Below are 11,825 nucleotides of genomic sequence, written 5' to 3' on the forward strand. Positions count from 1 at the left end.
GACTCTAAAACCTTCTGAAGGCTTAGAGTCTTTTTGGTCATATTGATTCATTAGTTAGTTTGCGGGTAAATAATCAATCGCTTTTCCTGGGACCATCCATCACCAACCTTCATGCTTAGTAAAATAACAAAAACACGAGTGTTGAATGCATAAAGAAGCGTTTCCCAACCTCCTTATCAGGTATCTAAGTATGGTTAGCTGATTGATTGCTGCCCTCCTTTATTTAAAAGGTTAAGTTAATTATAAGATATCGTTAAAATATTGTAAATGTTCAAAATATTACAATTTCGTTACTTTTTTAACAGGTAAAAGAGAGCAGGAGAGATTACCTGCCAGCTTGTCTCTGAAAAATTAAATGTTGACCGGCGGATAACAAGGGATAATATTGCTGAACTCCGAAAAAACTAACAGCAGAATCATGATGTAAATAGTGAAAGGAGCATCAACCGGTGAAAAAAACAGCAACCGTCATTATGACCATTTTCTTAATGGCTACTTTAATCCCAACCGTGCTGGCCGAGAAGGCCCCTGTGAAAAAAGAACCGGTCAAATATATTATTCCTGCGTCGGTTCGCAATATATCAAAAGAAAATACGTATCCAAACTCAACACAAGATTTGCCATTGCTGCAACCAAGTGATTTGACCAAAAAACTGATTAATTCATCCAAGGTCAAAATTGAAAATCCGGACCTTGTACGGATGCTGAATGAATCCAGTATTAACAGCACACCATTTGCCGTTGGCTATCGCGCGATCATATACTTGGGACAATGGCCGCTGAACTATGAATCATCCGAAACATCGCCCAACTGGGAGTATCAAAAAATCAATACTAATTATTTCGACAACCGGGGGGGAAATGCCCCATACCAGATAAAGTATGTACAAGAATCGCAAAAAGTTGTAAGGGGCGGTTTAACGTCCAAGATTGCGAATGCCGAAGATGTCAAAAAAATGATGCTGCTAAAAGCCATGGAAAAAACCCGTTTGCCGCTTGCGTTCGAAACCATCATTGGAGCGGGCACAAAAAATGACCATATTTATAACATTCCGTCCAATCGACTTGGATATCTCTATGCCTACGCTCCTGCGGTAAATGAAAAAGGAAAAGTGACCTATGGAGAAGTATATTTGATGCTGAAAGGAAGCAGCAAATTCATCGTGATAAAAAATGTGACTTCTCAAGGCATCGGGGCGTGGATACCGGTTCAGGATTATGCATCCTTTGGCTTTGTCGCATCAGAGCGCCCTCGATAAATCGAGCAAACCAGCAGACCGGATGAAAGGAAAACCGTTTGCAACTGACTCCCGCACAACAAGTCGCGGGAGTTTTCCCTTTAAATAACCATTGTTAAACACCTATCTTTTCGGGTAACATGAATGAGGAATGGAAGGAGAGATTTAGTTTGGGAAGCCCGACGAAGGATAAAAACTCACAGGTTAGTTTTTTAAAACAGCGTTTAAATATGTTTTTGGATGTTCTGGATGCGATTGATCCGGAGACGACGGACTTGGAAGATATTGATCGCCTGATTAGCATCATTGATGAACTGGAATCAAAATGCCATGAATTTAATAATCGTGACCTGACAGAGCCTGTTAAATAGCAGGCTTTTTTGTTTGCTTTCCACTCACTTGAAATCGATTGCAACCTTAAACTTTAATTTCGATTGGTATCGGGGTATAATGGAATCGTCAAAAAGTTGAAATTTTAAAAAAATGGAACACTAGGGACAAAGGGAAAGGGGAACTCGAAAGTGAATATCGAGAAATTTCAAGAAAGCATATACCAGTTGGTTGTGGAAACCTCTACAAAGCTTCCTAAAGATGTCCGCCGAGCTGTTAAGGCCGCAAAGGAACAGGAAAACGCGGGCACCAGGGCAGCCATGAGCCTAGCAACCATCACGACTAACATCAAAATGGCTGATGAGCAAGTATCACCTATCTGCCAAGATACTGGTCTGCCGACTTTTAAAATTAAAACCCCGGTTGGCGTCAACCAGCTGGAATTAAAAGCTGCGATAAAAAATGCCATTGTACAGGCTACTAAAGACGGGAAACTGCGTCCGAACGCAGTCGATTCGCTAACCGGAAAAAACAGCGGCGACAACCTTGGGGAAGGGTTGCCGGTCTTTAAATTTGACCAATGGGAAAAGGATTATATCGATGTCCGCCTGATTTTAAAGGGGGGCGGCTGTGAAAATAAGAACATTCAATACAGCCTTCCATGTGAGTTGGAAGGTCTTGGACGTGCCGGTCGTGACCTTGACGGAATCCGTAAATGCATCATGCATTCGGTATACCAAGCACAGGGACAAGGCTGCAGCGCCGGTTTTATTGGCGTCGGCATCGGGGGTGACCGCTCTTCCGGCTATGATTTGGCAAAAGAGCAATTATTCCGTACGGTTGAGGATGTTAACCCAAATGACGATTTGCGCAAGCTGGAAGAGTATGTCATGGAAAATGCCAATAAACTTGGCATCGGCACCATGGGCTTCGGGGGCGAGGCCACTCTGCTGGGATGTAAAATCGGCGTAATGCACCGAATTCCGGCAAGCTTCTATGTTTCGGTTGCTTATAACTGTTGGGCCTTCCGCCGGATGGGTGTAAGCGTAGATGCTGAAACTGGCGAAATTAAAGAGTGGGCATACCAAGACGGGGAATTTATTGATTTTGCGGAGACGGAAGCGGAGAAGGAAACGGCGGCTGCTAGTGCAAGCGAGGACGTTATCGCATTGGAGGCACCGATTACCGAAGAGCAAATCCGTTCGTTAAAAGTGGGTGACGTGGTTCAAATTAACGGCATGATGTACACGGGCCGCGATGCCATTCATAAATATTTAAGTGACCATGATGCCCCGGTTGATTTAAATGGGCAAGTGATATATCATTGCGGACCGGTTATGCTGAAGGACAGGAACGGCAATTGGCAAGTAAAAGCGGCCGGCCCGACGACCAGTATCCGCGAGGAGCCTTATCAAGGGGATATTATGAAAAAGTTTGGCATCCGCGCTGTCATTGGGAAGGGCGGAATGGGACCGAAAACGTTGGCTGCACTTCAGGAACATGGCGGAGTGTACTTAAACGCAATCGGCGGTGCCGCCCAGTATTATGCGGATTGTATCAAGTCGGTCGAAGGGGTCGATTTAATGCAGTTTGGGATTCCGGAAGCGATGTGGCATTTGCGTGTGGAAGGCTTTAAAGCCGTTGTCACCATGGACTCGCACGGCAACAGCCTGCATGCGGATGTGGATAAGTCATCGCTTGAGAAGCTGGCGCAATTTAAGGAGCCAGTGTTTAAATAAATAATTGTTTTACAGGATGGGTGCATACTAATGCACCTGTCTTTTTTTTTGTTTCGAAGTTAAGGGGGGGTGGAAAAAAACTCCAAAAAAGTGTCGTAAGTACCGGAATTTGGGTAGTAAGTGGCTGAAAATAGGTTGTAAGTAGGCAAAAATAGGTCGTAAAGAAGGGCTTCTTATGCGACTTCCAGAAAGTACCAAAAAAGTGTCGTAAGTTCTGAAATTTGAGTAGTAAGTGGCTGAAAGTAGGTTGTAAGTAGGGAAAAATCAGTCGTAAAGAAGGGCTTCTTATGCGTCTGCCAGAAAACACCAAATAAGTGTCGTAAGTACCGGAATTAGGGTAGTAAGTGGCTGAAAATAGGTTGTAAGTAGGCAAAAATAGTCGTAAAGAAGGGCTTCTTATGCGTTTTCCAGAAAGTACCAAAAAAGTGTCGTAAGTACCGGAATTTGAGTAGTAAGTGGCTGAAAATAGGTTGTAAGTAGGGAAAAATAGGTTGTAAAGAAGGGCTTTTTATGCGACTTCCAGAAAGCACCAAAAAAGTGTCGTAAGTACCGTAATTTGAGTAGTAAGGGTCTGAAAATAGGTTGTAAGTAGGGAAAAATAGGTCGTAAAGAAACAACCCAAAATATCCTTGCGAGTTGTCATATTGAATTAGTAAATAATTCTATTAATAGTCATAAAAAATTCAAGAATGGATCCTCTAAAGCATAGGGAATTTTAAAATGGAATAGAACCATTAATATATTCTGTTATTTAAAGGAGGTAATTATTCTGATAGTCCGCGACTTAGAAATCCCAATACCTTTGCTGCAATGTGAGGCACTGGAGGGAAGGATATTAGAAAGTCATACCAGAATGCCCGAAATCAAAAACAGTATTCGGGTATTGAGGTCAGGGTATAATGGAGAAAAAGTTTTAAATTACTACCTAAAGCTACTGCCGGAAGAACAATATTATATTTTCCACGATCTTCGATTACCTAACCAAGGAAACTCCTTCTTTCAAATTGATGCCCTCCTGCTTTCCAAACGAAATATCATTATCCTTGATGGAAAAAATCACTCCGGATCCTTGAAAATTGAAAGAAACCAAATGATTCAAACCTTTAATGATAAAAGAGAAATTTACGAAAATCCTTTAGACCAAGGTATGAGACACAAAATATTACTCAGATATTTCTTTGATCGATACGTTATTCCATTTGTGCCAATTGAATACTATGTTGTTATAACCAAATCCTCCACAGAAATTATGATTGACAAGGGATACACCGAAGCGAAAGAGAAAGTTTGTAAAGCAACTGACCTTTTAAGAAAAATTTGGGAAAATGAGAAAAGTTATAAAAAAGATATCATAAATCAAGGGGTTATAGAGAGAATATCCCAAACACTGATTGATCATCATAATCCCAAAAGACTTGACGTATTAACCACTTTTGGAATAGGAAATCCGGAAATTATCACAGGGGTACAGTGTCCTAAATGTTTATCAATTCCAATGATATATAATAGGAAAATTTGGATATGCCCAATTTGTCACTATATCTCAAGAGACGCCTTCCTCAAGGCCATAAATGATTACTTTCTTGTTATTAATCCCTTTTTTTCAAATCCAGAACTTCGTGATTTTCTTCATCTCCCCTCTTCAAGAACTACCACAAAGTATATTCATGAATTAAATCTCCCCTACACTGGAGTAAACCGAGGCCGCATCTACCATCAGCCTACAACGCTAATACTTCCTTAATATGCTAGCTATGATTCCCTGTTTGAATCCTAACACTAAAAATAAAACAGGGGGATGAGTATGAAACGATTCTTAAGTATCATGGCTATACTGCTGTTGTTTATTCCAAGTGTTACATACGCCGTATCCAATCAGCCAATCCATTGGGGTTTCAAAAGAGCGACAGATGAGCATCCGCCGGAAGCGGGAGCCGCGTATGACCAACTCCTAGAAAAGTACGGTGCTGTTTATAAAGGTGACCCGAACTCCAAAACCTTATATCTTACCTTTGATGCCGGCTACGAAAATGGCCAGACACCGAAAATTCTCGATGTATTGAAAAAAGAAAAAGTGCCAGCCACCTTTTTCGTCACGGGGCACTTTTTAGAGTCTCAACAAGAACTGTCAAAACGAATCGTCAAAGAGGGCCATATCATAGGGAACCATTCCTGGCATCATCCGGACTTTACCCAGGTAAGTGACCAAAGGATCCGGGAAGAACTGCAAAAAATCAAGAACAGGACCAAAGAATTAACTGGGCAAAAAGAAATGAAATACCTCCGTCCGCCGCGCGGTGTGTTTAGCGAACGAACACTTCAAATTGCTAAAGAAGAGGGCTACACTCAAGTGTTCTGGTCGCTGGCCTATGTCGATTGGAATATCAATCAGCAAAGAGGCTGGCAATACGCGTATGATAACATCATGAAGCAAATTCATCCAGGAAGCATTATACTGCTCCACTCCGTATCAAAAGACAATGCAGATGCCTTGGAAAAAGCGATCCAAGACCTTAAAAAACGGGGCTATAAATTTAAAAGCCTTGACCACCTAATGAAAAAGAAGTAACCGGATTTCAGTCGAAATTCGGTTTTTTCCGGTTTCATGCTATAATACGGAGAAAATAATAAAGGAAGGTACCTCCCGTGTGGCAAGAAACCATACAGATCGCTGGCCCATATAATTTTGACAGTGTGTTGGAGAGGCATGCCCCAGACCCGCTGAAACAGTTGGATTTAACCGAACGTTCCATTAAAGTCCCGATAGTGGCAAGCGGGAGCTCTGCTGTAGTGAATGTAAAGGCAACCGGAACCACCGAGCAGCCCGCCTTTGTCTTAACGGGAAAAATAGATGATTCCAAAGGGGCAGTTATAAAGAGGGTTGCGGAAATTTTCCAATGGGATGTGCCGTTAAAGCAAATCCAGCAACATTTTCAACAAACAGACCTAAGGGACATTTTCAACCGATTTGTCGGCACTCCGCTTGTCCTCGATTTTGACTTGTTCGGAAGCTTGGTAAAATGTATCATCCACCAGCAAATCAATATGACGTTTGCTTACAAACTAACCGACCGCTTTGTAAAAAAGTTTGGCTACGAACAAGAGGGTGTTTGTTTTTTTCCGCAGCCGGACATGGTTGCCGGGCTAAAAGTGGAGCAACTGAGGGAGCTGCAGTTCAGCGGCAGAAAAGCAGAATATATCATTAGTATCGCCAGGGAAATGACCGAAAATGGACTGGACCTCAATGAGCTTAAAAAACTTCAGGATGACCAGATCTTCAACCGGCTTACCCAAATCCGCGGGGTTGGCAAATGGACTGTCGAGAATTTCCTGCTGTTTGGATTGGGCCGTCCCAACTTATTTCCTTTGGCCGATATTGGAATACAAAACGGATTAAAAAGGCTATACCAGATGGAAACAAAGCCGACCATTGAACAAATGGAATTTTATAAAAAGAACTGGGAGCCTTATTTGAGTTATGCCTCGTTATATTTATGGCGAAGCATAGAATAAATTTGGAGTGAACCATTATGAAGACGGAACAAAGCATTAAAATACAGCCAAAGCAAACCTTCCCGCTGACGATTAAACGGCTCGGTATTAATGGTGAAGGTGTCGGTTATTTTAAAAGGCAGGTAGTGTTTGTGCCGGGTGCCTTGCCTGGTGAAGAGGTGGTTGTTGAAACGACCAAGATTAATCCTAAATTTGCTGAAGCAAAGATCAAAAAGATACGAAAAAAATCTCCCTATCGTGTTCAGCCGCCCTGTCCTTTTTATGAGCAATGCGGTGGCTGCCAGCTGCAGCATCTTAAATATGACCAACAACTAAAAGAAAAACGAGATATTATCATTCAAGCATTGGAGCGGCACACCAAGTTTGATTTATCTAAGCTCAATATCCGTGAAACCATTGGTATGGAAAACCCATGGGGTTATCGGAATAAAAGCAGCTTTCAGGTCGGGCAAAGGGAAGGAAAAGTCCTAGCCGGGTTATATGGAATGAACTCCCATCAGTTGATTGACATCGACCATTGCGCCGTTCAGCATTCCCAGACAACAGAGGCCGTAAATGCAGTAAAAAGTGTCCTCGATGAGCTTAAAATCCCAATTTATAATGAAAAAACGAGAAAAGGGATTGTCCGAACCATTGTCACGCGGGTCGGTGTTCAATCAGGCGAACTTCAAGTCGTCATCATCACCTCAGAGAAAGAACTGCCCAAAAAAGAATTACTGATCCAGCAAATTCAAGAGAAACTTCCGCATGTGAAGTCGATTGTCCAAAATATAAACGGGGAAAAAACCTCTCTCATATTTGGCAAGGAAACGGTTAAACTGGCCGGGGAGGAATTCATTCAAGAATCGCTTGGCGACTTGCAGTTTGAACTTTCAGCCAGGACATTTTTTCAATTAAATCCGGTACAAACGGTAAAGCTTTATAATGAGGTCAAGGAAGCAGCCGGTTTGACGGGGACGGAAAAAGTGGTAGATGCTTACTGCGGTGTCGGCACCATAGGGTTATGGCTGGCAGACCAAGCGGCAGAAGTGCGCGGAATGGATGTCATTCCTGAATCGATTGAAGATGCGAAGAAAAACGCCAAGCGCCATGGATACACCAATACCAAGTACGTCCCTGGAAAAGCCGAAGAGGTTCTGCCAAAATGGGTCAAAAAAGGTTGGAAACCTGACGTTATCGTAGTCGATCCACCACGAACAGGTCTTGATCGTCAACTCATCCAGACGATTCTACAGGTAAAACCGAAAAAACTGATTTATGTTTCTTGCAATCCGTCGACGCTGGCGAAGGACATCCAAACGTTAAGTTCAAAGTTTAATGTGCAATATATCCAGCCTGTTGACATGTTTCCACACACAGCCCATGTAGAGAGTGTCTCGCAACTCATTTTAAAGGTTAGTTCCGATTAAAAAAACTTTCGCAAGCCATAAAGAGTATTCCAAGTGCGGAATTTTAGCTGGTAGTGTTTTATATTTTTTAAAAAGAAGAAATACGACACCAAATTAATATGTTTCTATAAATTGTGACAATAGGCGTGCCAATGTAGGCATGCCTTTTTCTTCGTCACCATATCAATAGTAATGCCAGTGTCAATTTTTAATCAGGGAGTCGGGAAACTTTCCATCAATTATTTAGAAGTCGTTATATTGTTGTTATAAACAACGTAATCTATACTGAATTAAGACGATCATTCTTAAACAAGCCAACATCCAATATAAGTAGGGGAAATGTCCGTATGAAAGAGGCCGTGCCAAAGAATTCCGATACAGTTTTCCGCCTTTCCGAGGAGAAAGCAAGGCATTATTTTGATTCACTTTATTTATTAGTCTCGCAAAAAAACTATGTTTCCACCCTATTAGAAGACATGCAAGCATGGAAGAAAAACCATATTCATTATCCTTTTTTTAACATTTTTTCTAAAACACAAAAGCCCAATCCAGAACATTATCAAAAATATATCCAATGGCTCAACTCTACCGATAAATTAGATGCTTATTTGGAACGCAGCATTTCTTACATTTATATGAGGGACTTGGGAAAAGCGTTGGATGTCCCGGATACATGGACTAAAATCCGTTCTACAGTGGATGGGCTAAAAAATCATTTGACCGCAAATCATGAGGAAAAAGCAGAGTTGATGAGCCTGGCTGGTTTGTACCGATGGTCGCAAAAGGAAGGTATTGAATCCGCCATTATCTGGTTATTAGATAAGCTAAAGAAAGTTTCATTACATATTCCCAGCGGAATGGATTCGGAACATGCTGTCCGGAAGCTTATAAAAATTATTGCCGGTGTGGTTATGAATGTGATTGACGAAATTGAAAAAGGCATATCGAATGAAGAACGGGCCGACAGACTGGATAAAGCCATTCGCTTAGGCTATTCTTATGGTCTGACATATCCGTTCATTGATGACCTGCTTGATGCAAACGTGTTGACTGAAACGGAGAAAAAACAATATTCAAAGTTCATTCGTACTGCTCTTCTTACGGGTAGGGTTCCAAACTTGGAAGAATGGTCCGGGGAAAAATTAGACTTAATTCGATATATTCATAGAGAGCTCGGCGAGGCTTTTGAATATATTAGGGTCCATCAGCAGAAAGAGACGGCCAAACTGTTCTTCGAGCAAGCTTTTGTATTTTTTCAGTCCCAGGAAATGGACAGGCAAAAGGACCTCGCAAACGGAAATTATTCGAATGAAGAATTATATATTCCAATTATCTTAAAATCAGCTTCTTCGCGTTTAATTGTCCGTTCCGTCATTAGTGCTCCTCCAGATGAAGGCTACGACCAGCGGACTTTTTACTATGGTATTTATAATCAGCTTGCGGACGATTTTGCAGATATGTTTGACGATCTAGGGGAAGGAAGAGTAACTCCTTATACTTATTTTATCAAATACCATAAAGAGCGTCCGGACCTGGTTAACCCTTTTGAATTATATTGGGCAGTCATCTATTACCTGATTCATCATGTATATCGTACCAATCCATTGACACGTGAGGTCATTTTGGACCGTGCAATCAATGGATTGAAAAGATTTAAAGAGCGCCAAAAATCAAGAAGATATGAGGAAGTAATGGAGCTTTTGGCTACAGGTCTTCCAAAATTTTATCCTTTAATCCAGCGAATGGTTCGAAAAGCGAATGATGTGGATTTTTTTGATAAGCTGTTAAGGGATCATGTGATTCAGAGCTTGAAAAATGAACGAAGTGGAAAGGAAGAGTTTTTGGCTGCCATTGAAGATGTACGCAAACACATTAACCAAAACCTATCACTTTCCAAAAACGACACTATCTCTACCTTGAATGTACCGCTCATCGATGCGGCCAATTATAGTTTGAACGGCAATGGAAAACGGTTAAGACCTGTCATTACCTATTTACTGGGTGTTAACGGTTATGGCTTAGACCCATCGGCCATGATGCCATTATTGCGGTCGTTGGAATATATGCATACGGCATCGTTAATTTTTGACGACCTTCCGTCACAGGACAATGCTCCCATCCGCAGGGGGCGTCCCACGCTCCATATAGCCTATAACATGGCAATAGCTGAATTGTCAGGACTTTTTCTCACTCAAAAGGCAACGGAGGAACAGGCTTCCCTTGAGCAGTTTGATGCAAAAGCGGTACTGCAATTAATCCGGTATTCAGCTAAAGTAACAGGCGAAATTTGCATGGGTCAAACAATGGATTTGGAGTCAAAAGGTAAATCAATGACCTTGGAGCAGTTGAATTTGTTATCATTTTATAAGACGGGACTGGCTTTTGAAGCTTCACTGGTGATGCCTGCCATACTGGCTCAAGCTGATAACAAGGAAATGGATAGTTTGAAAAAATTTGCCCGTCACGCCGGCATTGCCTTTCAGATTAAAGATGACTTGCTCGATGTAGAGGGAAGTTTAACGATTTTAGGAAAATCAACCGGCATGGATGTGGAAAACAACAATTCTACTTTTGTGTCGATCCTAGGGTTGGAAAATGCCAGGAAAGCAATGTGGGACCATTACTGTTACGCAGAGGAAGCCCTCCGGGGTATACCGCGTAACGTGGCATTTTTAAAACATTTTTTGAATTATATTATAAACAGGGATCACTAGGGAATTGAGTTGTTGGTCTTTAGAGGTTGAGATAAACTATGAAATAGCAGCTGATTAAATGAAATGGGTGGTATCATGGCCAAAACAATTGTCGAAAAATTAAATTTACAAAAATATAAAAAAGCAGCTGTTCTGAACATGCCGCAAGGTGCAAATTATCTGGAAGGGCTCGACCATTACGAAACAGAGCTTGCCCATTCTTCTTATGATCTGATTTTTGCCTTCGTGCTTGATTTGGACTCCCTAAAAGAACTGGTGTACAAAGTCATTGAACATCATCATCTCGATAAAAATGGATATTTGTTTTTAGCCTATCCGAAAAAGGGGAATAAAGTATATCCCACTTTTGTCCACCGAGATGAATTGTTTCCAGGTTTGGATGTAAACGAGGACGGTTTTGTTGGTGACAGCACGATTAAGTTTTCCCGGATGGTCGGACTGGATGAAATTTTTACCGTTGTCGGATTAAAAGAAGAATCTAAATCCACATCCAAAAAGCAGTCATCTTCCAAAGCGAGCCAATGTGTGGATGATTATATTGACTTAATTCCAGAAGTAGAAAAAGATTTGCAAGACACTCCCCATCTGCTGGAATTCTACCAATCCCTTACCGAAGGGTATAGAAAGGATTGGGCGCGTTATGTCTATAGCGCAAAACAAGAAGCAACCAAAACAAAACGGCGTGAGGAAATGAAAAAAATTCTTGGCTCCGGCTATAAGACAAGAGATTTGTATGTAAGAGATCATAAATAAGAATGCCCGCCCTTAAACGGATTGTTTAGGGGCTTTTTTATTTATCAGCAGAATGGGCAGTCCTATTCTGAGGGAATCTTTTTCAAATTTAAGGCAAATAATAACTTCATCTTGTTGCAACAAAATAATTTGGTATGGGAGAAAAGAAAG

Annotated in this window: 9 protein-coding genes; all 9 read left to right on the top strand. The window is 41.4% G+C overall.

The genetic code is table 11. From position 1 onward, the window contains the following. The first annotated feature begins 488 nt into the window (after positions 1-488). The 9 genes from ACY8D0_RS01670 to ACY8D0_RS01710 all read left to right on the top strand — a co-directional run bounded on the left by ACY8D0_RS01670 (position 489) and on the right by ACY8D0_RS01710 (position 11,675). Entirely contained in the window at positions 489-1,259 is a 771-nt protein-coding gene (locus ACY8D0_RS01670; protein ID WP_462409918.1) for a YfkD famly protein, read from the top strand. A gap of 149 nt (positions 1,260-1,408) precedes the next feature. Next, a complete protein-coding gene (locus ACY8D0_RS01675; RefSeq protein WP_462408781.1) occupies positions 1,409-1,609 on the top strand; it encodes an SE1561 family protein in 201 nt (66 codons plus the stop codon). Between the two features lie 150 nt (positions 1,610-1,759). After that, positions 1,760-3,307 carry a fumarate hydratase gene (locus ACY8D0_RS01680; protein ID WP_462408782.1) on the top strand — a complete coding sequence of 516 codons (1,548 nt, stop codon included), beginning with the start codon at positions 1,760-1,762 and terminating at the stop codon, positions 3,305-3,307. A gap of 853 nt (positions 3,308-4,160) precedes the next feature. Further along, a complete protein-coding gene (locus ACY8D0_RS01685; RefSeq protein WP_462408783.1) occupies positions 4,161-5,051 on the top strand; it encodes a nuclease-related domain-containing protein in 891 nt (296 codons plus the stop codon). Between the two features lie 60 nt (positions 5,052-5,111). Further along, positions 5,112-5,876, top strand: a complete 765-nt coding sequence (pdaA, locus tag ACY8D0_RS01690; RefSeq protein WP_462408784.1) for a delta-lactam-biosynthetic de-N-acetylase — start codon at positions 5,112-5,114, stop codon at positions 5,874-5,876. A 77-nt stretch (positions 5,877-5,953) separates the two neighbouring features. Continuing rightward, positions 5,954-6,820: a DNA-3-methyladenine glycosylase family protein gene (locus ACY8D0_RS01695; RefSeq protein ID WP_462408785.1), complete on the top strand. Its 867-nt coding sequence runs from the start codon at positions 5,954-5,956 to the stop codon at positions 6,818-6,820. A gap of 17 nt (positions 6,821-6,837) precedes the next feature. Continuing rightward, entirely contained in the window at positions 6,838-8,229 is a 1,392-nt protein-coding gene (rlmD, locus tag ACY8D0_RS01700) for a 23S rRNA (uracil(1939)-C(5))-methyltransferase RlmD (protein WP_462408786.1), read from the top strand. Between the two features lie 326 nt (positions 8,230-8,555). After that, positions 8,556-10,922 carry a polyprenyl synthetase family protein gene (locus ACY8D0_RS01705; protein ID WP_462408787.1) on the top strand — a complete coding sequence of 789 codons (2,367 nt, stop codon included), beginning with the start codon at positions 8,556-8,558 and terminating at the stop codon, positions 10,920-10,922. Positions 10,923-10,994: 72 nt separating this feature from the next. After that, positions 10,995-11,675, top strand: a complete 681-nt coding sequence (locus tag ACY8D0_RS01710) for a YdeI/OmpD-associated family protein (RefSeq protein WP_462409919.1) — start codon at positions 10,995-10,997, stop codon at positions 11,673-11,675. Positions 11,676-11,825 lie beyond the last annotated feature (150 nt).

The sequence above is a fragment of the Neobacillus camarae genome, assembly GCF_054950115.1.